Origin of the sequence: Moellerella wisconsensis (genome assembly GCF_022592395.1) — a bacterium.
GTDB lineage: Bacteria > Pseudomonadota > Gammaproteobacteria > Enterobacterales > Enterobacteriaceae > Moellerella > Moellerella wisconsensis.
The window spans coordinates 3,218,686-3,241,490 of sequence record NZ_CP093242.1; the positions used below are offsets into that span (position 1 = coordinate 3,218,686).

The following is a 22,805-nucleotide window of genomic DNA, read 5'->3' on the forward strand; positions in this document are numbered from 1 at the left end:
TCCTTGAAAGGTTAAATATTACACGGAAGTAACATTGTAGTAGTTAATTCCTCTTCAATTAAATCGGGTAATGATATTTTGCATTCATTATTTCCCCATAAGACAATTAAGTTTTCTTGTGGTTTTATACCTGATATATAAGTAAATCCACTATCTGCCACAATACCGACTTCGATATTATTTTTATTACGTACAGAAGCTCCGAAAGGAGGATGTTGGTTATTTTTATCTGTAATTATTGCCATTAGTTTTTGGCCCTCAATTACTTGAAATTTTCTATAACCAATAGCTCCTTCGGTTAAAGTAATATTTTGCATAGAATTAAATGCTTCAATATCATCAGGAAGGCTCTCTAGATCAATACGAATATTACTACGGCTATAATCTGAAGCTGAATTTATAACCGCTTTACCAAAAATATTAGTTCTTGTTGGAACTATACCAATAGATACTGGAACTCTAGAGACACCATCAGTATCCACTAAAATACGTGAAGAACCTGCTGACATCATTCGATGAAAAGCAGCACCTTTAGGCGTTACAGTTAATCCGCCCCTTAATTGCATTGATAATGAGGTCTGATTATTTTGGATATAATTACCATTTAAAACCATGTAAGAATTATCACCTTCATAATTATACCCTCCACTAGCAACGACCTCATTACCATTATAAGTTCCACCTGATAATGAGTAGCTGCTGGTTTTATCAATGCGATTATAGTAATTTATTGAGCTATCTAAAACACCACTATTTAGTGATGAGGCATAACTTATATTTGAATTACTTTCTTTTAATGGAATATTTAAGTTAATATACATCCCATTATTATTGGTATATTTAGATCTGATATTATAAGCGGATAAATTCACACTTAAATTTTTAAATGATCCCATATCGAATATTTTTGATATAGTTAAGCTATATTGATCTGTAGTTGGCTTATTCCAATAAGTTTGGTATGAGTAGTTCAAATATATATTAGTATTTAGCTCTGGTAAGGCACTACCAAAAATAATCGAGTATAGTTCTTTCCCATTATCAGTAGATAATCCTTTGTAACGGCGATCAATAAACTGATTCATATTCATATAGTTTTTTTCTGAGAATCGATAACCCGCAAAAGTAATTTGACTATTTATTTCATCAAATCGTTTGGAATAGTTAATATTATAAGAGTTACCCGATAATATTTGGTCATTAAATACACTTCCCATTTTGGCTCTTGAATGGGAAATATTTGCAGATAGCACACCGAATGGGGCTAAATCTCGTCCAATACCTAAGGCCATATTTTGATACTCAACAGACGCGAGTAACCCACCATAAATCGTTGTATTATTAGTTGCCCCCCAAGAAAATGATCCTAAAGAAAATGGTGCCCCTTCCGTTTTATGTTCATTCTTCGAGGGTTTACCAAGCACTAACTTATAAATAAATTGTCCAGGACGAGTCAATGTACCTAACGATGAGGTTTCTATTTTAAATGTCTGAACTGAACCATCTTGCTCTTCAATTGACACATCCATAGTCCCTCCCCCAAACGAGTTTACATCTTGGATCCTAAACGGTCCGGGAGATACTTCAGTTTGAAAGATAATACTATTATTCTGTCTAACGACGACGGTCGCGTTGGTTTTTGCAATTCCTGCCACCTCAGGCGAATAGCCAACAAGATGAGGAGGAAACATTGATTCATCAGTTTCCAAACTCGCACCAATATAAAGGAAGCTATCAAATAAGGTTGATGATAAATATTGCTCTCCAAAAATAAATCGTGAGCTTAATGATCGGATAGCTCTAAAAATATAAAGCTGATTCCAGCGCCAAGATTTATCCCCAGTATTTTTATTCCCAATTTGTGATTGCCAATCAGCCCTGGCACGCCAAGGTCCAATATTCAATCCCATAACCCCTATCATAGTCGCTCCTGTTTCACGACCTGTAGAGTGGGTATTGCCTTGATATTTAGTAATTTTACTATTCGCATTATAATCAATAAAAAAGCCTGGAATACCGTCATCCCAACGGGAAGGGGGGTCCCAATAAGGGTCACTATATTCCATATAAGCTTGGGCTATACCAATATTTAAAGAGTTTTTGCCTAGATCTGTAAATAATGTCATTTCTGGTATAGAACGAGGATCTAAGCAAATACCATTATCTAGCCACGTTATTTTCTTATTCCATTCGGATTTTAAGCCAAATAAATTAAATAATTCTCTGGTGATACAAGGAATAGAGTCATTTTCATTATAATTAGGAATTATAAATTCTATTTCTTTTTCATCAGAAACTTGCTGTTTATTAACGAATAAAGAGAGAGAGTAAGTATCTGGCAAAACATAATTAGCCACAGAAAACTTACTAAAATCAGTATCTTGTGAAGAAGTGTCATCTAAAAAATCGGTATTAAAATCAACCGGCTCTTCAGCGAATACGAATGTAGGTATAAGTAATAGCAGCATGATTTTTGTTATTTTATTTAAGTTCATGCTTTTCACTTATCATCACTTTAAATTAATATGGCTAATAAAATAACTAAGAATATATGACACAAATGTGCCATATATCCTTAAATGAAATTATAGGTAATTAATTTTAAAATTAGCTACAGTATCAAAATTACCGGTAGTTGCTTTTTTAGCTGTATCTTCACTACCTTTTACATAAGCAGAAAATGATAATTTAGTTTCTATTCCATCACCATTATTCAATGTATATTCACTTCCTTTGGCAGGGAAAGATTGACCAAAAACAATCTTAGTTCCTGCACGGTCAGTAATTGCAATACCTGCATTTTCAACTTTACCGCCTAAGCCCAGTAAATCGCCAGTAAAGCCCTTAATGCCACTTACCGTTGCTCCACTAAAGGTGATTTGAGCATTTTTATAGGTTTCTGTTGAGCAATTCTTTAAAACTATATCGAAGTTCTCACTGTCTGAACGGAATTTATTAGAGGTCAGTTCATGCAAAGCAATATCACCGAATTTAACGACTTGGTTTTTATTTGCTTCGTCAATTGAACATGGTACATCATTAATTGACCCTTGAAATTTTACTGTGCCATATGTTGCACCAGGCGCTAGAGGGCGATCAACGGCACCCTCATCTTCAGCTAATGCTATGCCAGATAAAATCATGGCTGATAAACCAAATACTAATGCTTTTGCTTTCATCATATAATTCCTTCTACTCTCTCATAAAATATTGTATTAATTCTAATCTAGTCATCCTTATCTCAGTATTTGAAGCTGAATATCCTTATGAAATCTATTAATTTACTTTTTTTGGTATAATAGAATTTCTCTAGAATCGAAATAATTCATCTATAAAAAGCAATGCTGCCTCTTATCTTTCTTTTACCTAATCTCAATTAAAATTTTTACTTTTTAGTAAATACTCATTTAGTCAGTGAAGATATGTTTATGAATTTCAATTTATAATGCTGAAAATCATTTTTAATGATTACATCAAAATAATGAAATATTTAGAAACACTTATTTTCACTTGGCATTAATAATATAGTTTTAGAATTATTTGTCAAAAAAGTACATTTACTGATAGTCAATAATGTACAAATATACTTAAGGTAAAAATACAGGTTTAAAACCTAAATATTGCCGAACGGCAGTGGTTTATTGGCTTAATTTAGCTCAGGCAATATCAATGCTATTCATTGATTAAATTTAATGTGATTTTTTTATTTTGTTTAATATAACAGCAATCAAAATCATGAACTGAATAAATGAGATTATTTAGATTAAAAATTCGATAATTCAATATTTATCTTTATTTATATATAACTCATATCATATTAAACAAACTTAAAAAGTAAGTTATAAAAATCAGCTAAGAAAAGTCTTATTCGAATAATTTTTTTTATTCATTAATATATATAAGTTATAAAAATTTAAAAAGTACGTATAATTACTCCCCCGTCGTGCTATCATTAAACAATAAATTAATACTTAACGTAATTTAAATTAATGAGTTATTAATAAAATACCTTTAATGTTATTTTGTCGATAGTTTGAATTTAAATTACTGTTAATAATGTTAAATATAATTCAAATACAACTTTATTGTTATCTTGTGGTATCTCTATTAATAATTTTTGTTTTCTTTTTGTTATATGTTATTTGTTTTTATTCTCATTTTCATTACCTACAACTCCCCCTCTTTAGCTATCTGTCAGCTATCTGTTTTGGCTGAGATCTGTGATAGCATATCGGCAGACTTCTGTTTCCGGATACCCACGTAATGAAAGATATCGTCGGCAATAAATTACTCGTCATGGCAGAGACTATTTGCCAATCAAGAGGCGTCAGACTAACGCCACAACGTGCAACTGTATTGCGCCTCATTGCAGAACAACCGGGCGCGATTAGTGCTTATGATCTTCTGGATTTATTGCGTGAAATAGAGCCGCAGGCTAAGCCACCGACGGTTTATAGAGGGCTGGAGTTTCTACTAGAACAAGGATTTATCCATAAAATAGAATCAACAAATAGTTTTGTTATTTGTCACCATCTGGATAATCCTAGCCATATTTCCGTCATGTTAATTTGTGATGGTTGTGGCAGTGTCACCGAGAGTGATTGTTCAGTCATTGAAGCGGCGATTGTTAACCTTGCAGAAAACGCTAATTTTCATATCCGCCATACGGTGGTTGAAAATCATGGTTTATGTCATCAGTGCTACGAAAAAGAAAATTGTGCTCATCCGGAACATTGTGGGCATGATCATAGCCATCAACAACGTCAGACCAATATAAAGAAGAAAATCTAAGATAGTTGGCAGATGGTTTATTTTCACTGAGGAAAATAGCGCATCTGCCTCGGAACATAATTTATGTGATAACCTTAACTATGCCTCAATAACTATACATCAATAACTATACATCAATAACTACAATGCATTTATCGCGGTTAATTAGGTTATTTTTGCTATCAAAAACTAATACCAATCTGCGTTACGAATAACACCGACAGCTAATCCTTCGATAGTAAAGCTCTGCTCACGCAGATCGACAACAATAGGCTCAAAATCAGGATTTTCAGCTATTAGTTCAACTTTATTACCGACTTGTTTAAAACGTTTTACAGTGACTTCATCTTCAATACGCGCAACAATAACCTGCCCGTTATGAACATCCTGAGTTTTATGCACAGCTAGCAGATCGCCATCCATAATCCCTATATCTTTCATCGACATACCACTAACCCGCAGTAAAAAATCCGCGTGTGGCTTAAACAATACTGGATCGACCTGATAATGGCTCTCAATATGTTGCTCTGCCAATAATGGTTCGCCCGCAGCCACGCGGCCAATCAGCGGTAGTCCTGGCGTTTCTGTTGGTTCTTCTAGCAGCAAACGAATACCACGGGAGGCGCCAGAAACGATTTCTATCACCCCTTTTCGTGCTAATGCCTTAAGGTGTTCTTCTGCCGCATTCGGCGATCGGAATCCTAAACTTGTCGCTATTTCAGCACGCGTTGGTGGCATACCCGTTTGCGAAATGTGATCACGCACCAGCTGGTAAACCTGCTGTTGCCTTGCAGTTAATGCTTTCATCTCGCCCCCTGTTTGTTTATACAGTCTGACTGTGAGTATATACAGGTAAATGGCGATTGGAAACCGTTAAATACGTGAAATCTCTGGATTCCTATGCATTATTGATATAATAAATGAACAATAAGCGTCAGTAATAATTATTATTGATTTAATAACTCATGCCATAACGCTGCCACAGAATCATTGCCCAAATAAATAATGCCAAGCCAATCGACACAAATACGGCGGCTGAACCAATATCTTTGGCTCTCCCGGATAATTGATGGTATTCACTGCCAACACGGTCAACAACGGCTTCTATAGCACTATTAATCAACTCAATAATTGCCACCAAAACTACGGCGCTAATCAATAAAATTCTTTCGAGATAATTTATATCGAGGTAAAAAGCTAAAATAATGGCTAAAATTGCCGCAACTGATTCTTGGCGAAAAGCCGCCTCATTAATCCAAGCCGCTTTCAACCCTTTCATCGAGTATCCTGCTGCTTTTATAACCCTTGTTAACCCTTTTGTTTGGTTTGCCATCAATAAATGCTCTCTTTAATAAAGGAAAATAAAATCTATTAAGTGATAAAAAGTTGTCTCGGTTCAACAGATCTACGGGTTGATTTCTGGTATGCTTGCGCAGTATTGCTAACAAGAGGCTATAACAATTTATGTCACTTTGGCGTAAACTATATTATAACATGTTGAATTTACCATTAAAGTTTTTGGTAAAAAGTAAACTTATTCCGACTGATCCCATTACAGAATTAGGACTCAATACCACGAGCCCGACGCTGTATGTGTTGCCGTATCATTCAAAAGCTGACTTATTGACGTTAAGACAACAATGTCTGGCTATTGGATTACCGGATCCGTTAAATTCTGTCGATATTAATGGCACTAAATTACCGGCTTATGTCTTTATTGATGATGGCCCGCGGGTGTTCCGCTATTATTCCCCAGATCCTCGCAAAGACTCGGTCAAAACCTTTCATGCGTATCTTGATTTGCATCGTAATAATCCAAATCTGGATATTCAAATGCTGCCGGCTTCGGTAATGTTTGGTCGCTCGCCAGGTCGAGAAGGACATAACTCAGCCCCGCAATTACGCTTACTTAATGGAGTGCAGAAATTTTTTGCCGCTCTGTGGCTAGGTCGAGATAGCTTTGTACGCTTCTCCCCGCCAGTATCAATGCGCGTTATGGCTGAAGAACACGGCACCGATTCGATTATTGCCAATAAATTGGCACGCGTCGCCCGTATTCACTATTCTCGTCAACGGTTAGCTGCCGTTGGGCCAAAACTGCCGGTACGCCAAGATTTATTCAATAAATTGCTAACGTCAAAAGCGATTGAAAAAGCCGTTGAGGATGAATCTCGCAGCAAGAAAATTCCGCTTAAAAAAGCGCAACAAAATGCTGTAAATATGATGGAAGAAATAGCCGCTAACTTCTCTTATGAAGCTATTCGTCTGTCAGATAGGGTATTAAGTTGGACATGGAACCGTTTATATCAAGGTATTAATGTTCAGCACGCTGAGCGCGTTAGGCAATTGGCACAAGATGGACATGAAATTGTTTATGTTCCTTCGCATCGTAGCCATATGGATTACCTTTTATTATCTTATGTGCTTTATCATCAAGGGCTTGTGCCACCGCATATCGCCGCGGGGATTAATCTGAACTTTTGGCCGGCAGGCCCTATTTTTAGACGTTTAGGCGCCTTTTTTATTCGCCGTACCTTTAAAGGCAATAAGCTTTATTCGACTGTTTTCCGTGAATATCTAAGCGAACTGTTTGCTCGCGGCTATTCGATTGAATACTTTGTTGAAGGCGGCCGTTCTCGTACCGGTCGATTATTGCAGCCGAAAACCGGCACCTTGTCGATGACATTACAGGCCATGTTACGCGGCGATTCTCGCCCTATCACTATCGTGCCTATTTATATCGGCTATGAGCATGTGATGGAAGTTGCGACCTATGCGAAGGAGCTTAAAGGCGCTGAGAAAGAGAAAGAAGGCTTTTTCTCTATGATCCGTGGTTTGCGTAAACTGCGTAAACTAGGCCAAGGATATGTTAACTTTGGTCAGCCTATTTCCTTAAGTCACTATTTAAATCAGCGGGTTCCAAACTGGCGTGAATCTATCGATCCTATCGAGCCACAACGTCCAAGTTGGTTAAACCCAGCGGTCAGTGATTTAGCCGAAAGCATTATGGTAAATATCAATAATGCAGCCGCAGCTAATGCGATCAACTTATGTTCAACCGCATTATTGGCATCACGACAACGCGCATTAACCCGTGAGCAACTGGTGGAACAGGTGGATTGTTATCTGCAATTACTGCGTAACGTGCCGTATACCGCAGATGCTACTACGCCAAATAAAACCGCGGATGAACTGCTAAATCACGCATTACAGATGGATAAGTTCGAAGTCGAAAAAGACAGCATGGGCGATCTGATTATTCTGCCGCGAGAAAATGCTGTTCTGATGACTTATTATCGTAATAATATTCATCATCTCTTGGTTTTACCATCGTTGATAGCCTGTATTATTCTGCATCATGGGCGGATCGGACGCGAAGATATTCATTATCAGGTTGAGTTAATTTATCCATTCCTGAAAGCTGAATTGTTTATGCGTTATGATAAACAGTCACTGTCTGAAGTTATTGATATTCTGCTAGATGAGTTAGCTAATCAGCGGTTAATTACTCTAAAAGAAGACGATATGTTGGTGCATAATCCGCATCGTATTCGTCCACTTCAATTACTGGCGGCTGGCGTTCGTGAAACATTACAACGGTATGCTATTACCTTGTCGTTATTAAATGCCACGCCGGAGATTAGCCGTAATACGCTGGAAAAAGAGAGCCGTATTCTGGCTCAGCGTTTATCGGTACTGCATGGGATTAATGCCCCGGAGTTCTTCGATAAAGCGGTCTTCTCTACTCTGGTCGAAACACTGCGCTCCGAAGGTTATATTGATAATACCAATAATGATATCTTTACAGCCAACGCTAAGTTGCTCTACAGCGTGATAGCTAAACTGATGTCACCAGAAATCAGATTAACTATTGAAAGCGTGAGTCAACCTGAAGAGATATCCCCCAGCGAACTCTCTGTTACCCCTCAGGATGACTCGATAGCTACCCGTGATAAAGACGAAAAATAGTTAATTTATAAAGTATCATCACATTAACTCTATTTTAATTGATGAATAAAAAAGGTCTGGCATCTGCCAGACCTTTTTTTATTGATAAACTAGCTTAATAGCTACTGCGCTTAAATTGGCTTAGCTTAGATATAGCTAAATATAATACCAATTAACAAAACTAATCCGACATAATTATTATTTTTAAATGCTTGAAAACACGGAGCTCGTTCTCGATCGGTCATTAATTTTTGCTGATAAACAAACAAGGCCATCACCAATAATAATGTCCAATAATAAATCCCCGCTAACCCAGCCAGCTGACCAATCACACATAGGATCCCTAGCATGATTAATTGCAAAATACCGATAATAATTTTGTCGTGTTGACCAAATAAAATAGCCGTCGATTTAACCCCTATTTTTAAATCATCATCACGATCAACCATCGCATATTGGGTATCATAAATCACAGACCAAATAATATTGACCATAAACAGCAGCCAGCAAACGAGCGGTAATGTTCCACCAACGGCAGAAAATGCCATTGGAATAGACCAACCAAAAGCGGCGCCTAATACCACTTGTGGTAAGTTACTCACTCGTTTAACAAAAGGATACATCCAGGCTAATGCCAACGCCGCAATCGATAGCCAAATAGTCATCGTATTCAGTGTTAAAACTAATAAGAATGAAATCAGCACCAGCGAGATAAATAATATCTTGGCTTCTTTTTCAGTTACATGCCCGCTAGGTAAAGGTCGATGTTTCGTTCTTTCAACGTGACCATCAAATTTTCTATCTGCAAAATCGTTAATAACGCAGCCCGCAGCCCGCATAAAAAATACCCCGGCAGTAAATACCACCAGCAGGTGAAAATTTGGCATTCCTTCGGCCGCCATCCATAAGGCCCAATAAGTCGGCCATAACAGCAATAATGAGCCAATAGGCTTATCAATACGCATTAAACGGCTATATGCCTGCCATTTGCTCAGCGTCATACGTCCCTCCAATTTATTGCGCTCCTTAATCTATTCTATTTATACGCAGGTGATTCAGGTAAAAATAATTCAGTTAATAACAAGGGCTTATTTGAAAGCCGTAACAGAGAACGTCTAACCCAGCGATCACACTGTTTGCCTATATGAATATAATCTCGTGTCAGATTGTTGCCGCTAAAAAGATATTTTCCTAACGGAATCGTGCCTAAATCAACTAATCGCTGTTCATCCCCGACTAATGTTTCTTCAGGAACCAGAGTTCGCCCTAATAACCAAGGAATATTATCACCATATAGGATAACTTCTCGCAGCCAGTATCGCTGACTGATAGATAAACAATCGGCCTCACCCGGATTTAATTCAGCCGCAGTGATAAATTTTTCTTGGTATGGCTCGACAGTCACTTGTTGACAATATTGCTCAAAGCGTCGAGTCATCGACCCTAATTCCATTAACCAGTCGTGTATTTTTTCCGGTACGGATATTTCTTCGGCTACCTGCCATGCTATAGGACGGGAGGTCAAAACCGTTTCATCTATCATCATTCATTCCACTACTAATATAAGTCTGGCCATTATAACTATCTAAATGTTAATTGAATTTAAAACTAATGACTAAAAGTCGACAAAATGCCATCTGATAAGTTTTATGAAATAGGCTCTCTGTCGAATAAGTTATCTCACGTAGATCAATTAATTAACGCTTAATAACTATATTATTTCAATACTAAAAGGATATCACGTTGCTTCATCACACGCTTAAAGATTGGCAATAAATTATATAAAAAGTTGATAACAAAACAATTTGTTAAAAAAAAGTAAACAAGCTATATGAGTCTCAAAAAATAATAGAATGGAATGGTGAATGCACCATAAAAAAAACAGCCTGAACTGAGTCAGGCTGTTTCTATTTAATCAGGCATGATTTAATCGATTAACGCCATGCTTTATAGCTATTAATCAATCCATTAGTTGAACTGTCATGACTGTCGATTTTAGCTTCATTTTCTAATTCAGGCAGGATACGGCTGGCTAATTGTTTGCCCAGTTCAACCCCCCATTGGTCAAAGGTGAAGATATTGAGGATCGCACCTTGAACAAATATTTTATGCTCATACATAGCAATCAATGCCCCCAGTGAATAAGGTGTGATTTCCTTGAGCAAAATTGAGTTAGTTGGGCGATTACCTTCAAACACTTTATAAGGTGCAACGTATTCCATCGCTGCCGGATCTTTGCCCTGAGCCGCAAACTCTGCATCTACAACTTCGCGAGTTTTACCAAATGCCAAGGCTTCAGTTTGAGCAAAAAAGTTAGAGAGTAATTTGCTGTGATGATCACCTAATGGATTATGGCTTACCGCTGGTGCAATAAAATCACAAGGAATTATTTTAGTTCCTTGGTGAATTAATTGGTAAAACGCATGTTGCCCATTAGTCCCTGGCTCACCCCAAATAATTGGGCCGGTTTGGTAACTGACTTTATGTCCATTACGGTCGATATATTTACCGTTTGATTCCATATTTCCTTGTTGGAAATAGGCGGCAAAACGATGCATATATTGGTCATAAGGCAAAATAGCTTCGGTTTCAGTACCAAAGAAATTGTTATACCAAATACCAATCAAGGCGAGTAATACGGGAATGTTTTTTTCAAACGGTGTGCTAGTAAAATGTTTATCCATGGCATGTGCGCCACTGAGTAATTGCACAAAGTTGTCATAACCAATCGACAGAACAATGGATAAACCAATCGCTGACCATAAAGAATAGCGTCCGCCGACCCAATCCCAGAATTCAAACATGTTATCGACATCGATGCCGAATTTTTCAACTTGTTGTTTATTGGTGGATAAAGCCACAAAATGTTTAGCGATATGTGCTTCATCTTTTGCTTTTACTAATAACCAATCACGCGCTGAAAGCGCATTAGTCATTGTTTCTTGGGTAGTAAATGTTTTAGACGCAATAAGGAATAACGTGGTTTCTGGATTTAGAGGTTTTAGTGTTTCAGCAATCTGAGTGCCATCAACATTGGAAACAAAATGCATATTTAAATGATTTTTATACGGTCTTAATGCTTCTGTTACCATAAATGGCCCTAAATCAGAGCCTCCGATCCCAATATTCACTACATCCGTAATGGCTTTACCGGTAAATCCTTTCCATTCACCACTGATAATACGCTCACTAAAATGCTTCATTTTTTCCAGCACCGCATTCACGTCAGGCATAACATCTTGCCCATCGACATAAATTGGCGTATTCGCCCGGTTGCGCAAAGCAATATGCAAAACAGCGCGGTCTTCCGTTCCGTTAATTTTTTCACCGCTGAACATGCTGTTAATTGCACTGGCTACGTCGGTTTCTTGCGCTAACGCCTGCAATTTGGTCAACGTTTCTTCAGTAATTCGGTTTTTGGAGAAGTCCACCAGAATCTGGTTGTCGAACGTTGCCGAAAATTGGGTAAAACGATCCGTTTCTTGCTTGAACAAATCGCGCATATGAACGTCTTTCATTTCAGCAAAATGCTGCTCCAATGCACGCCAGGCAGCTGTTTGACTTGGATTGATTTTCTTCATGGATAATACTCTCCAGACAATTTTAATTTGAGGACAGATTGTAACCTGTCAAAACCAGATAAAGACTCTTTTTTTGTGCTTTGCTGATATTGGTCAATTCCAGCCCATTTTTCCAGAGCTAATTATGACTCTGGGCTAAATAATTCAAAGAAATCTTGTTTATCATTCAATTAATCGAGTGAGTCATTGCTAAAAACGATAATTATCTCACCATCATTAATATTACTGATTTGAATCGATTCTTCATTGACGAAGTACCACTAAACCGATATTTCTAGAGGTAGAACTCGTCACCTAAAGGGATTAATACCATGAATGCAGTTGCCTCGCCCTCGTCAGATAATCAATTTGTTATCGCTAAATTTGGCGGCACCAGTGTCGCCGATTACCAAGCGATGAATAAAAGCGCCGATGTCGTTCTCGCCAATGAGAATGTACGCATTGTAGTTTTATCCGCTTCTGCCGGCATTACTAATTTACTCGTTGCCCTAGCAGAAGGCTGTGAAATCGATAAACGAGATGAATTACTGCAACAAGTTCGTGATATTCAATACCCTATCGTTGATCATCTCGATAATGCTAATATTATTCGTGAAGAAATTGATAGACTGCTCGATAATATTGCCCGTCTAGCTGATGCCGCCTCACTGGCGACCTCCGCCGCATTAACCGATGAACTGGTCAGTCATGGTGAGCTGATGTCAACGCTACTGTTTGTCGAATTGCTGCGCCAACGCAATGCCAATTCAGAATGGCTGGATATCCGCCGCGTGATGAAAACTAACGACCAGTTTGGTCGGGCTGAACCGGATTTAATTCAGTTATCTGCGCTAGCCAAAGAACATATTCAGCCTAAATTAGCTAACGCTATCGTGATTACTCAAGGATTTATCGGGCAAGATAATAAAGGACGAACCACGACATTAGGGCGTGGGGGCAGTGATTATACCGCGGCATTGCTCGGTGAATCTCTTGATCTCAATCGTGTTGATATCTGGACCGATGTGCCCGGCATTTATACGACTGATCCTCGCGTGGTACCTTCTGCACAACGTATTGATCAAATCGCCTTTAATGAAGCGGCTGAAATGGCCACCTTTGGTGCAAAAATATTGCACCCAGCCACCTTATTACCGGCAGTGCGGGCGGGTATTCCCGTATTTGTTGGCTCAAGTAAAGCGCCAGAGGCCGGTGGAACGTTAGTGTGTGATGAAACCCAAAATCCACCTCAATTCCGCGCGCTGACTCTGCGCCGTAAACAAACCTTGTTAACACTGCACAGTTTGAAAATGCTGCATGCACGCGGCTTTTTGGCTGAAATATTTACTATTTTATCGCGCCATCATATTTCGGTCGATCTTATCACCACTTCAGAAGTCAGTATTGCCTTGACGCTGGATACCACTGGCTCGACAAATACCAATGGCAGCTTGTTAACCAATGCGTTAATGACTGAACTGTCCGCATTATGCCGAGTGGAAGTCGAAGAGAATCTAGCTTTGGTGGCTATTATTGGTAATTCACTGTCTCAGGTAAATGGCCTAGGTAAACAAATTTTTGGCGCATTGGAATCATTTAATATTCGCATGATCAGCTATGGTGCAAGTACTCATAATATTTGTCTATTAGTTCCTGGTGATGACGCAGAAGAAATAGTGCGTACGCTCCACAAAAATTTATTCGAATAAATAATTCAGACTATTAAAACCCCAATGCGCTAGAATGGCACGTTGGGGTTTTCTATTATTGGGGTTTTTTATTATTGGTTTTTTATCTTAATAAGATTAGGATAATTTTTAGTAAATAAATATAAGCATTAAATGAGATATTTAATTAATATAAAAAATAATTAATATAAAAAGTAAAAACAGCTTACTCATTAAAATTAGGCAGAGCCAGTTAAGCCTCTCTGCCTGTTGATTAATATCGCGAGTCAGTCACAAATACACTTAATTAACTCGATATCCGCCATGAGTGACCGCAAAGTAATTAAATTTACCCCATTGAATTAATTGTTGTTCTAACTGCTGGCTATTCACTTTGCAAAGTTCCGCAATCTTATTAATTACAAAACCATTATCTTCAACTAATGGCTCAGCAAAAACCTCAGCGATAATCTCACACTCTTTTGGTGTCACTAACCAGCCGTCATTAGTCGCAAATTTATGTACTGGGATCATGCCCTGTTTAGCACTTTCCTGCGAAAGTAATACATGTTCATCTTGTTGAGCTTGATGGAATGAGGCGATTTCTTCCTCTGAAGGCGTCGGACAAACTTGCGCCTGTTCTTCTAGATAACGATAAATTTCCTCGGCACGCGCCGGAGTTAATTCGCTTCTTAACCAGATACGATTAAAACAATGTGCATCAAGAAAATCATCGGTATCTAATTTATCCATCATCTGCAATAAGCTAATCATTGCGCTTACCATGGCTTCACTTAATTGAAAACATTCAGGCGTCAGACTATTTTGAACCTGATAAGGAAAGCGAGTATTGGCAGAAAGTACATCTTCAATAATAAATTCGTAGCTCATTTTGCTGCCTCATTAAGATCTTTATTACTACATGGAGGCTAATCCCCAAAAATCAATCTATCACCCGAAATATCGCTGAAACAAAATAGGCTTTTATTCCAGCGATAATGTTGACTCTCTATCGGTCTGATTAATCAGCGTCATACCCTAAATTAGGGGCTAGCCAACGTTCAAGTTCGGTTATCGACATCTTTTTTCGTGCGGCATAATCAGCAATCTGATCACGTTGTAATTGGGCTACCGCAAAATATTTACTGTCAGGATGACTGAAATACCATCCTGATACCGATGCTCCCGGCCACATTGCATAGGATGATGTCAATTTCATGCCAATACGCTGCTCAACATCCAGCAACTGCCAGATCTTCTCCTTTTCAGTATGCTCTGGGCAGGCTGGGTAGCCCGGAGCCGGCCGGATCCCTTGATAATTCTCACGAATAAGCTGTTCATTAGGCAGATTTTCATCCTTTGCATATCCCCAATAATGTTTACGAACTTGCTCATGTAAGTATTCGGCAAACGCTTCGGCCAGACGATCGCAAATAGATTTCAGCATAATTTTATTATAATCATCATGCTGCTGTTCATAAGCATCCGCTAGTGCGTCTTCTTCTAATCCCCCCGTCACCGCAAATGCGCCGATATAATCAGCTTTTCCACTGCTCTTTGGTGCCACAAAATCAGACAAACAATAATTTGGAAATTCTTTTTTCTCGGTTTGTTGACGCAACTGACACGCTAACAGTGCCACTGAATCACGGGATTCTGAGGTATATATTTCGATATCATCATCAACGCGATTAGCTGGGAATAATCCAAAGATCCCTTTTGGCGTTAATTTTTTATTTTCAGCCAGTTGATCTAATAATTTATTCGCATCATTGAATAATTTACGGGCTTCTTCACCCACCACCGGATTATCAAAGATGGTTGGGTATTTACCGGAGAGAGACCACGTCATAAAGAAAGGGGTCCAGTCGATATATTCACGTAAAATACTGATGGGTGCTTCGACGTGTTGTACGCCAAGAAATTGCGGTACCGGTGGCGTATAATTTTGCCAATCAATGGTCAATCCATTGGCTCTAGCGGCGTCTATAGAGACCGGTGGAGTGCGTGGTCTTTTGCGTGCATGCTGTTCACGTACGGTGTCATATTCGCGCCGAGTGCGTGCGACAAACTCGTCTTTTTGCGCATCTGAAAGCAAAGCGGCAACCACTCCGACGGTACGTGAAGCATTCTGCACATAAGTTGTTGGCCCGCTGTAATTAGGCTCTATTTTTACCGCTGTATGTGCTTTTGATGTGGTTGCACCGCCAATTAATAAGGGCAATGAAAACCCTTGGCGCTCCATTTCTTTGGCCACATGCACCATTTCATCCAACGATGGGGTTATCAGCCCTGATAGGCCAATGATATCAACGTTTTGTTCCTTGGCAGTTTTCAAGATAGTTTCACACGGCACCATTACGCCCAAATCAATAATTTCATAATTATTACATTGCAGAACGACCCCAACGATATTTTTGCCAATATCATGAACATCGCCTTTGACTGTCGCCAGCAGTACTTTTCCCGCGGCTCTGCCCGACTGTTTTGACGCCTCAATATAAGGTTCTAAATAAGCCACCGCTTGTTTCATTACTCGCGCCGATTTAACCACCTGAGGGAGAAACATTTTTCCTTCACCGAATAAGTCCCCCACCACGTTCATGCCGTTCATTAATGAACCTTCAATGACATCAATCGGCTTTTCAGCTCGCTGGCGTGCTTCTTCCGTATCTTCAATAATGAACTCAGTTATCCCTTTGACTAAAGAATATTCTAGCCGTTTTTCTACTTCCCAGGCGCGCCATTCAGCTTGCTGAATTTTTTGCTGTTCTTCGCCTTTATTGCCTTTATATTTTTCTGCTAACTCTAATAAGCGCTCAGTGCTATCTTCGTGACGATTAAGCACTACATCTTCGACTGCGTCTTTTAATTCTTGCGGTAAATCATCATAAATTGCCAATTGTCCGGCATTAACAATCCCCATATCCATGCCATTACGAATAGCGTAATACAGGAAAACAGCATGAATAGCTTCGCGAACTCCCTCATTACCACGGAACGAGAATGATACATTCGATACGCCGCCTGAAATTAAAGCATGCGGTAGTTGCTGTTTTATATCCTTACAAACCTCAATAAAATCAACTGCATAATTATTATGTTCAGCGATCCCTGTGGCTACCGCAAAAATATTAGGATCGAAAATAATATCTTCAGCAGGAAAACCCACTTGTTCGGTCAAAATGCGATACGCTCGACGGCAAATCTCAAGTTTACGTTCACGAGTATCAGCCTGTCCGTCTTCATCAAATGCCATGACGACTACTGCGGCGCCGTATTTTCGCAGTTTTTTCGCGTGGTCAATAAAAACATTGACGCCTTCTTTCATCGAAATCGAGTTAACAATTCCTTTGCCTTGAATACATTTTAGCCCTTTTTCAATCACGTCCCATTTTGAGGAGTCGATCATAATTGGTACACGGGAAATATCGGGTTCACCGGCTATCAGATTCAAAAACCGCGTCATCGCGGCTTCTGCATCTAACATGCCTTCATCCATATTAATATCAATAATTTGAGCGCCGCTTTCAACCTGTTGGCGTGCCACATCCAGCGCTTCCTGATAGTTTTCTTCTTTGATAAGACGCTTGAATTTGGCCGAGCCGGTGACATTGGTACGTTCACCCACATTAACAAATAATGAATTTTGCCCAATATTTAACGGCTCAAGCCCTGAAAGCCGACATTCGATAGCTAATTCAGGAATTTTACGGGGAGCCTTTCCTTTCACCGCTTGCGCCATCGCTTGAATATGCAGCGGTGTGGTTCCACAGCATCCTCCCACCACATTTAGGTATCCCGCGTCAGCCCATTCACCAATTTGCTGAGCCATATTTTGGGCATCTAAATCATATTCACCAAAGGCATTAGGCAATCCTGCATTGGGGTGAGCACTCACATAACATTCAGCTATTCTAGATAATTCAGCCACATACTGGCGTAATTCATCTGGGCCTAGTGCGCAATTTAAGCCAAACGTGATGGGTCTTGCATGGCGTAACGAATTGTAAAAAGCCTCGGTGGTTTGTCCGGTTAATGTTCGCCCTGAAGCATCGGTGATCGTACCTGATATCATGACCGGCAGCTTATAACCTAATTGCTCAAATTCAGTTTCAACCGCATATACCGCAGCTTTAGCATTTAAAGTATCAAAAATAGTTTCTATCATGATCAGATCAACCCCGCCCTCAATGAGCGCACGGGTTGATTCTCGATAAGCCTCCACCAGCTGATCAAAATAAATATTACGGTAAGCAGGGTCGTTAACATCGGGCGAAATAGATGCAGTACGGTTAGTCGGGCCTAATACCCCCGCCACATAACGGGGTTTATCTGGGGTTTTGGCGGTCCATTGATCGGCACATTCACGGGCTATTTTAGCCGCGGTATAGTTTATCTCCGCGGAAAGTGCTTCCATTTTATAATCGGCCATTGCCACGGGTGTTGCATTAAAGGTATTAGTTTCAACAATATCTGCGCCCGCTGCAAAATATTGATCATGAATATCACGAATAATATCTGGTTGCGTTAAAACTAAAAGGTCATTATTTCCTTTAACATCGCAAGGCCAATCTGCAAATCGTTGCCCGCGATATTGCTGTTCCGTTAATTTATGATGCTGGATCATCGTGCCCATCGCACCATCTAACACTAAAATCCTTTGTTGTAATTGTTGTTTTAATGCATTGATTTTATTGGACACCCTTGCCTCCAGCAACTAAAAAATCTGTAAATAAAATACCGCCCGAATATCATTCTAACAACTAAGAATACCGCTAATACTGGACGCCTATAGGGGAGAAATGTGTATAAATATTTATCCTATCACAACTGACTAAAGTTAAATGCGTTATATACTTGAGAGTTTTTCAGGTTGTAGAAGATCTAACTTTTGACTGATCAGATGAGTGTTTTGTCTCGATATCATTCATAATAGATGATAAAACGTTATCCAATTAGGAGAGTCCTCAATGAGTACTGCGCCAATCAGCAAAAAAATAAAAAAAGCCAAGGGCCCCGCAAGTGGTTCTCCAGCGGCTGGGCAAGTTCAGTCCCTCAGCCGAGGCCTGACCTTGTTGGAATATATTTCTGAATCAACTGGCGGGGTCTCCTTAACAGATTTGGCATTACAAGCCGGTTTGCCCAATTCGACCACTCACCGCCTATTAATGACGTTAGAGCAGCATGGTTTTGTGCGCCAAACCGGCGATCTCGGTCTATGGGTTATCGCTTCCAATGCTTTTATTATTGGCAGTAGCTTCTTAGAAAGTCGCAATTTATTAGCCTTGGTACATCCTATTTTGCGCCGTTTGATGGAAGAATCGGGCGAAACAGTTAATCTAGCGATTTTAGATCATAGCGAATACGATGCAGTGATCGTCGATCAAGTCCAATGTAACGCGTTAATGCGTATGTCCGCGCCTATCGGAGGCAAACTTCCGATGCATGCCTCAGGTGCCGGAAAAGCTTTTTTGGCCACTTTACCTGAAGATCGGCTATTCCCACTGTTAAGTAGAAAAGGATTGCATGCATATACGCCGCTGACTTTAACCAACCCTTCTGCATTAAGAGAAAATCTGCAACAAGCTAAAAAACAAGGTTTTTCATACGATGATGAAGAGCATGCATTAGGATTACGTTGTATTGGCGCGTGTATTTATGATGAGCATAAAGAACCTTTTGCCGCGATCTCTATCTCCGGTCCATTATCACGTATTACTGATGATAGGATCACTGAATTAGGTGCCATGGTCATTAAAGCCGCTAAAGAAATTAGCCGTGAATACGGGGCGATCCGTTAATTTTATACCATTAACCTATTGATTTCAGACCAATAAGCGGGGGTCTGAAATCAAAACAATCGTCACTCTCTTGTGTCGCGGGTTATCGCCAATATCTCGGCTAATTCTCCCTCAATTTATTGTTCTCTCTATCCTCTAAATCAGTAATCTTAACGTTTCAGCGCTGAAGATTGACCGAGATCACAGATAAACACGATACTTGGCAACAGTTATTGCATCCTGAGATTTTTCATTTAACAATGTTACCGGTAACATACGCCATAACAATCTATAAAATAATTAGGCTGGCCAAGTGCCCATTATGTTTTTAGATAATCCCTAAATAATTCAAAGCGTAGGCAGACGGCAAAACGAAGGTATTCTAATGAAAAATCAACACCAATCTTCCATCACAGTTCCTGTACATTCAGAAATAATGCGGATCACTAAACGTATTATTGAGCGCTCTAGACACACCCGAGAACAGTATCTCGCTAAGATTGAACAATCTCGCAGCCAGACTGTGCATCGTTCACAACTGGCGTGCGGTAATCTGGCTCATGGGTTTGCCGCCTGCCAAGCTGATGATAAAGCCGCGCTGAAAAGCATGACTCACGCCAATATCGCTATCGTGACTTCATATAACGATATGCTTTCTGCGCATCGTCCCTACGAAAATTACCCCGAAATTATTAAAGCCGCATTACATGAAAGCGGCTCGGTAGGGCAAGTGGCAGCCGGTGTGCCTGCAATGTGCGATGGAGTGACTCAAGGGCAAGATGGCATGGAGCTCTCCCTGCTAAGCCGTGATGTGATTGCAATGGCGACGGCTATTGGTCTTTCTCATAATATGTTCGATGGGGCATTATATTTGGGCGTATGCGATAAAATCATCCCCGGTCTGATGATAGGCGCCCTGTCATTTGGTCATCTTCCGGCGGTTTTTATTCCTGCTGGCCCGATGACAACAGGTCTGCCTAATAAAGAAAAAGTGCGTATTCGCCAATTATATGCAGAAGGTAAAGTCGATCGCCAAGCGCTGCTTGAAGCAGAAGCCGCGTCTTATCATGGTATCGGGACCTGTACTTTTTATGGAACCGCCAATTCCAACCAAATGGTGATGGAAATCATGGGGCTGCATCTACCCGGTTCATCATTTGTCCATCCTGATACTCAACTACGCGATGAATTAACTAAAGCGGCAGCGCGCCAAGTCACTCGATTCACCGCACAATCGGGCAATTATTTGCCTGTCGGAAAATTAGTCGACGAAAAAGTTATAGTCAACGGTATCGTTGCCTTACTTGCAACAGGCGGTTCAACCAATTTAACCATGCACTTAGTCGCGATGGCTCGCGCTGCTGGTATCATCATCAACTGGGATGACTTCTCTGAATTATCGTCCATCGTTCCATTAATGTGCCGAATTTATCCAAATGGCCCTGCGGATATTAATCAATTCCAAGCTGCGGGAGGGGTATCTTTATTAGTTAAACAACTTCTGACCAAAGGCCTGCTGCATAATGATGTGCACACCGTCGCCGGTTTTGGGCTATCACATTACACCTTAGAGCCTTGGTTGAATGACGGCCAACTAGATTGGCGCGAAGGCCCACAAACATCCTTAGATAATCAAGTTATTGCTGATATCCACCAGCCATTTTCTGCTCACGGTGGAACCCGGGTGCTTTGCGGTAATTTAGGCCGCGCCGTAATGAAAACCTCAGCAGTTCCTGATGAAAATCAAATCATTGAAGCGCCTGCGGTGGTATTTAATAGCCAGCATGATATTACTGCCCGTTTTGAAGCCGGTGAATTAAATCGTGACTGTGTCATTGTAGTTCGCTTTCAAGGCCCCGTCGCAAATGGCATGCCTGAGCTACACAAACTGATGCCACCTTTAGGTGTGTTAATGGATCGCGGCTATAAAGTTGCCTTGGTCACTGATGGTAGATTATCCGGCGCTTCCGGCAAAGTCCCCTCTGCTATCCATGTTACCCCCGAAGCGTATTCAGGCGGCTTATTAGCTAAAGTCTGCGATGGCGATATTATTCGAGTAAATGGAAAAACAGGCGAACTCACTTTATTAGTTGATGAACAAGAGCTTGCGACGAGACAGCCTTATCCAATAGATTTGAGCCAACAACGACAGGGTTCTGGCCGAGAGCTATTTGCCGCGCTACGCACTAATTTAACCGGCGCTGAAGAGGGAGCCTGTAGTGTTCACTTTTAGTTTCTAAAAACGTAATTAGCGCAGTATGACCGTATATATGCCGCAATATCTAGCAGATACTTTATAGGATAAAATGATGAATAATTGGAAATTGACACCAGAACAAATCTTAACTTCAGGCCCTATTGTTCCGGTAATTGTAATTAATGAACTCTCTCAAGCCGTACCTCTGGCAAAAGCATTAATTAGCGGTGGCGTTAAAGTGTTAGAAGTTACGCTGAGAACAGAATGCGCTATCGATGCTATTCGCTTAATCGCACAAGAGGTTCCCGAAGCGATCGTCGGTGCAGGCACAGTTATCAATCCAGAACAATTACAAGCAGTTACTGAGGCTGGTGCGCAGTTTGCTATCAGCCCAGGCTTAACAGATAACCTACTCGATGCCGCGGTTAAAGGATCTATTCCATTGATCCCGGGCATCAGTTCAGTCTCTGAATTAATGCTTGGCATGAACTATGGATTAACTGAATTCAAGTTTTTCCCTGCTGAAGCGAATGGAGGTGTTAAAGCCCTCAAAGCTATCGCTGGACCTTTTTCTCAAGTCCGTTTTTGCCCAACGGGGGGAATTTCGCCCGCTAACTACCGCGATTATTTAGCACTCGATAGCGTGCTATGTATCGGCGGTTCTTGGATTGTTCCTGCTGATGCCTTACAACAAGGTGACTATGCACGGATCACTCAATTGGCTAAAGACGCTGTTGCCGGTGCGGCTGCTTAATTAATAGCTTTAGCATAATAATTTATTCTAAATAATAAGTTAGCTGACTAATCTATTATCCCAATGGGCTGTTTTAAGTATTATTATCATAATTCAGCCATTGGGATATTTGCGTTATTTTTTCTA

At 40.1% G+C, this 22,805-nt stretch carries 15 protein-coding genes; 6 read left to right on the forward strand and 9 right to left on the reverse strand.

Annotated elements, in window-relative coordinates; genetic code table 11:
- Positions 1-11 precede the first annotated feature (11 nt).
- A complete protein-coding gene (locus tag MNY66_RS14025) occupies positions 12-2,495 on the reverse strand; it encodes a fimbria/pilus outer membrane usher protein (protein ID WP_241501112.1) in 2,484 nt (827 codons plus the stop codon).
- A gap of 90 nt (positions 2,496-2,585) precedes the next feature.
- Positions 2,586-3,179 carry a fimbrial protein gene (locus MNY66_RS14030; protein WP_047256252.1) on the reverse strand — a complete coding sequence of 198 codons (594 nt, stop codon included), beginning with the start codon at positions 3,177-3,179 and terminating at the stop codon, positions 2,586-2,588.
- A 1,084-nt stretch (positions 3,180-4,263) separates the two neighbouring features.
- On the opposite strand from MNY66_RS14030, the gene zur reads away from it, so the two are divergent.
- Positions 4,264-4,791, forward strand: coding sequence for a zinc uptake transcriptional repressor Zur (gene zur / locus MNY66_RS14035; protein ID WP_053907475.1), 528 nt, complete (start codon positions 4,264-4,266; stop codon positions 4,789-4,791).
- A 168-nt stretch (positions 4,792-4,959) separates the two neighbouring features.
- On the opposite strand, the gene lexA is transcribed toward zur, so the two are convergent.
- Both lexA and MNY66_RS14045 read right to left on the reverse strand, forming a co-directional pair.
- A complete protein-coding gene (lexA, locus tag MNY66_RS14040; RefSeq protein ID WP_047257458.1) occupies positions 4,960-5,577 on the reverse strand; it encodes a transcriptional repressor LexA in 618 nt (205 codons plus the stop codon).
- A 148-nt stretch (positions 5,578-5,725) separates the two neighbouring features.
- Positions 5,726-6,103 (reverse strand): diacylglycerol kinase, encoded by a 378-nt coding sequence (locus tag MNY66_RS14045; RefSeq protein ID WP_047257459.1) that lies wholly within the window; start codon positions 6,101-6,103, stop codon positions 5,726-5,728.
- A gap of 131 nt (positions 6,104-6,234) precedes the next feature.
- Here MNY66_RS14045 and plsB point away from each other — a divergent pair, with 131 nt between their 5' ends.
- Positions 6,235-8,739 carry a glycerol-3-phosphate 1-O-acyltransferase PlsB gene (plsB, locus tag MNY66_RS14050; protein WP_241501113.1) on the forward strand — a complete coding sequence of 835 codons (2,505 nt, stop codon included), beginning with the start codon at positions 6,235-6,237 and terminating at the stop codon, positions 8,737-8,739.
- A gap of 125 nt (positions 8,740-8,864) precedes the next feature.
- Here plsB and ubiA read toward each other — a convergent pair whose 3' ends face one another.
- The 3 genes from ubiA to pgi all read right to left on the reverse strand — a co-directional run bounded on the left by ubiA (position 8,865) and on the right by pgi (position 12,299).
- A complete protein-coding gene (gene ubiA / locus MNY66_RS14055) occupies positions 8,865-9,719 on the reverse strand; it encodes a 4-hydroxybenzoate octaprenyltransferase (protein ID WP_047257461.1) in 855 nt (284 codons plus the stop codon).
- Between the two features lie 35 nt (positions 9,720-9,754).
- Positions 9,755-10,261 carry a chorismate lyase gene (ubiC, locus tag MNY66_RS14060; protein ID WP_420915489.1) on the reverse strand — a complete coding sequence of 169 codons (507 nt, stop codon included), beginning with the start codon at positions 10,259-10,261 and terminating at the stop codon, positions 9,755-9,757.
- Between the two features lie 391 nt (positions 10,262-10,652).
- Positions 10,653-12,299, reverse strand: coding sequence for a glucose-6-phosphate isomerase (gene pgi / locus MNY66_RS14065; RefSeq protein WP_047257462.1), 1,647 nt, complete (start codon positions 12,297-12,299; stop codon positions 10,653-10,655).
- Between the two features lie 311 nt (positions 12,300-12,610).
- Between pgi and lysC the strand changes: the two genes are divergently transcribed.
- Positions 12,611-13,987, forward strand: a complete 1,377-nt coding sequence (gene lysC, locus MNY66_RS14070; protein ID WP_241501115.1) for a lysine-sensitive aspartokinase 3 — start codon at positions 12,611-12,613, stop codon at positions 13,985-13,987.
- A gap of 261 nt (positions 13,988-14,248) precedes the next feature.
- Here lysC and MNY66_RS14075 read toward each other — a convergent pair whose 3' ends face one another.
- Together MNY66_RS14075 and metH are read right to left on the reverse strand one after the other, a co-directional pair.
- On the reverse strand, positions 14,249-14,836 hold the full coding sequence (locus MNY66_RS14075; protein WP_241501116.1) for a hypothetical protein: 588 nt from the start codon (positions 14,834-14,836) through the stop codon (positions 14,249-14,251).
- A gap of 130 nt (positions 14,837-14,966) precedes the next feature.
- A complete protein-coding gene (metH, locus tag MNY66_RS14080; protein WP_241501117.1) occupies positions 14,967-18,650 on the reverse strand; it encodes a methionine synthase in 3,684 nt (1,227 codons plus the stop codon).
- A gap of 268 nt (positions 18,651-18,918) precedes the next feature.
- On the opposite strand from metH, the gene iclR reads away from it, so the two are divergent.
- From iclR to MNY66_RS14095, 3 genes are all read left to right on the forward strand, one after another.
- The gene (iclR, locus tag MNY66_RS14085) at positions 18,919-19,749 is read left to right on the forward strand and encodes a glyoxylate bypass operon transcriptional repressor IclR (RefSeq protein WP_241501118.1); all 831 of its coding nucleotides are present in this window, start codon (positions 18,919-18,921) and stop codon (positions 19,747-19,749) included.
- 415 nt (positions 19,750-20,164) lie between these two features.
- A complete protein-coding gene (gene edd / locus MNY66_RS14090; RefSeq protein WP_414738800.1) occupies positions 20,165-21,961 on the forward strand; it encodes a phosphogluconate dehydratase in 1,797 nt (598 codons plus the stop codon).
- Positions 21,962-22,037: 76 nt separating this feature from the next.
- A complete protein-coding gene (locus MNY66_RS14095) occupies positions 22,038-22,679 on the forward strand; it encodes a bifunctional 4-hydroxy-2-oxoglutarate aldolase/2-dehydro-3-deoxy-phosphogluconate aldolase (RefSeq protein WP_241501119.1) in 642 nt (213 codons plus the stop codon).
- The last annotated feature ends 126 nt before the right edge of the window (positions 22,680-22,805 follow it).

What these genes read in the sequence shown, in the direction of transcription:
- MNY66_RS14025 (WP_241501112.1), bottom strand. Translation starts at nt 2,495, where the DNA reads ATGAACTTAAATAAAATAACAAAAATCATGCTGCTATTACTTATACCT.
- MNY66_RS14030 (WP_047256252.1), bottom strand. Translation starts at nt 3,179, where the DNA reads ATGAAAGCAAAAGCATTAGTATTTGGTTTATCAGCCATGATTTTATCT.
- zur (WP_053907475.1), top strand. Translation starts at nt 4,264, where the DNA reads ATGAAAGATATCGTCGGCAATAAATTACTCGTCATGGCAGAGACTATT.
- lexA (WP_047257458.1), bottom strand. Translation starts at nt 5,577, where the DNA reads ATGAAAGCATTAACTGCAAGGCAACAGCAGGTTTACCAGCTGGTGCGT.
- MNY66_RS14045 (WP_047257459.1), bottom strand. Translation starts at nt 6,103, where the DNA reads ATGGCAAACCAAACAAAAGGGTTAACAAGGGTTATAAAAGCAGCAGGA.
- plsB (WP_241501113.1), top strand. Translation starts at nt 6,235, where the DNA reads ATGTCACTTTGGCGTAAACTATATTATAACATGTTGAATTTACCATTA.
- ubiA (WP_047257461.1), bottom strand. Translation starts at nt 9,719, where the DNA reads ATGACGCTGAGCAAATGGCAGGCATATAGCCGTTTAATGCGTATTGAT.
- ubiC (WP_420915489.1), bottom strand. Translation starts at nt 10,261, where the DNA reads ATGATAGATGAAACGGTTTTGACCTCCCGTCCTATAGCATGGCAGGTA.
- pgi (WP_047257462.1), bottom strand. Translation starts at nt 12,299, where the DNA reads ATGAAGAAAATCAATCCAAGTCAAACAGCTGCCTGGCGTGCATTGGAG.
- lysC (WP_241501115.1), top strand. Translation starts at nt 12,611, where the DNA reads ATGAATGCAGTTGCCTCGCCCTCGTCAGATAATCAATTTGTTATCGCT.
- MNY66_RS14075 (WP_241501116.1), bottom strand. Translation starts at nt 14,836, where the DNA reads ATGAGCTACGAATTTATTATTGAAGATGTACTTTCTGCCAATACTCGC.
- iclR (WP_241501118.1), top strand. Translation starts at nt 18,919, where the DNA reads ATGAGTACTGCGCCAATCAGCAAAAAAATAAAAAAAGCCAAGGGCCCC.
- edd (WP_414738800.1), top strand. Translation starts at nt 20,165, where the DNA reads ATGCGGATCACTAAACGTATTATTGAGCGCTCTAGACACACCCGAGAA.
- MNY66_RS14095 (WP_241501119.1), top strand. Translation starts at nt 22,038, where the DNA reads ATGAATAATTGGAAATTGACACCAGAACAAATCTTAACTTCAGGCCCT.